The organism is Kitasatospora nipponensis, assembly GCF_039528135.1.
In the GTDB taxonomy this organism is placed as follows: domain Bacteria; phylum Actinomycetota; class Actinomycetes; order Streptomycetales; family Streptomycetaceae; genus Kitasatospora; species Kitasatospora nipponensis.
This window is the reverse complement of sequence record NZ_BAAALF010000425.1, coordinates 1-1,716: the sequence shown is the minus strand read 5'-3', so window position 1 is coordinate 1,716 and position 1,716 is coordinate 1. Positions and strand designations below refer to the sequence as shown.

General features: G+C 70.8%; 1 protein-coding gene. It reads left to right on the top strand.

Annotation, left to right across the window (positions count from 1 at the left end; translation table 11 throughout):
- Positions 1 to 1,716 (top strand): condensation domain-containing protein (locus ABD323_RS40860; protein ID WP_425556336.1); only part of this gene is annotated, 1,716 nt, incomplete at both ends.

Sequence of the window (1,716 nt, the reverse complement as noted above, 5' to 3'; positions counted from 1 at the left end):
ACGCTCTGCCGTTGACCGCCAACGGCAAGCTGGACCGCAAGGCACTGCCCGCACCCGAGTTCGAGGCGGGTGCGGGTCGTGGGCCGGCGACGCCGCAGGAGGAGATCCTGTGCGCAGTCTTCGCCGAGATCCTCGGCCTGGACGGCGTGGGCGTGGAGGACGACTTCTTCGCCCTGGGCGGCCACTCGCTGCTCGCCACGCGCCTGGTCAGCCGCATCCGTGCCGTGCTCGGTGTCGAGATGAGCCTGCGGGCGCTGTTCGAGGCACCCACGGTGGCCGCGCTCGCAGGCCGGCTGACGGGGGCGGGGACCGCCCGCACGGCGTTGACCGCCGTCGAGCGACCCGAGCGTGTACCGCTCTCCTACGCCCAGCACCGGCTCTGGTTCCTCGCGCAACTCGAGGGCCCCAGCGCGACGTACAACATCCGGCACGCCGTTCGCCTGTCCGGCGAGGTGGACAGCGCGGCCCTGGGCGCAGCCCTGCGTGACGTCCTGGCGCGGCACGAAGTACTGCGCACCGTCTTCCCGTCGGTTGAGGGCGAGCCGTACCAGCAGATCCTGCCGCTCGATGAACTGGCGTGGGAGCTGGAGACGACCGAGGTCGCGCCGGCCGGACTGGCCGATGCGGTGGCCCGGGCGGCGGCGTACGAATTCGACCTGGCGGCTGAGGTGCCGATCCGGGCATGGCTGTTCGGCACCGGACCGGACGAGCAGGTCCTGCTCCTGACGGTTCATCACATTGCCGGGGACGGCTGGTCGATGAGCCCGTTGATCCGCGATCTCTGGGCCGCCTACGAGGCGCGACGCGAAGACGGGGAGCCTCGTTGGTCCCCGCTTCCCGTGCAGTACGCGGACTACGCGCTGTGGCAGCGTGAGCTGCTCGGTGACGAGCGGGACCCGGAGAGCCTGCTGTCGAGCCAGGTCGCCTACTGGCGTGAGGCGTTGGCCGGCGTGCCGGAGGAGTTGGGGCTGCCGTTCGACCGGTCTCGTCCGGTGGTGGCCGGTCACCAGGGGCACATGGTGCCGCTGGAGCTTCCCGCTGACGTGCACGCGCGGCTGGCGGAGGTCGCGCGGACCGAGGGCGTCACGCTCTTCATGGTGCTGCAGGCCGCGCTCGCGGTCACGCTGTCCAGGCTCGGTGCCGGCACCGACATCCCGATCGGTGCGACCATTGCCGGCCGCACCGACGAGGCGCTCGACAACCTGGTCGGCTTCTTCGTCAACACGCTGGTGACCCGCACGGATCTGTCGGGGGACCCGACGTTCCGCCAGATGCTCTCGCGGGTTCGGGAGTCCGGTCTCGAGGCGTTCGCGAACCAGGACGTGCCGTTCGAGAAGCTGGTGGAGGAGCTGGCTCCGGCCCGCTCGATGGCGCGGCACCCGCTGTTCCAGGTGATGCTCAACGTGCAGAACACGGAGCGCGTATCGGTGGAGCCGTCGGCGGTGCGCGCGGAGGGACTGCGGGCCGGAACGCTGGTGGCGAAGTTCGATCTGGACGTCAACGTCGCGGAGACGATCGACGCCGATGGTCGGCCGGCCGGTCTGCGCGGTGCCGTGGTTGCGGCGGCGGATCTGTTCGACCCGGAGACGGCTGTGCGGATCACGGCCGCGCTCGTGCGGGTCCTGGGCGCGCTGGCCGAGGATGTGTCGCTGCCGCTGAGTGCGGTGGAGGTGCTTGACGAGGTTGAGCGTCGTCGGGTGTTGGTGGAGTGGAACG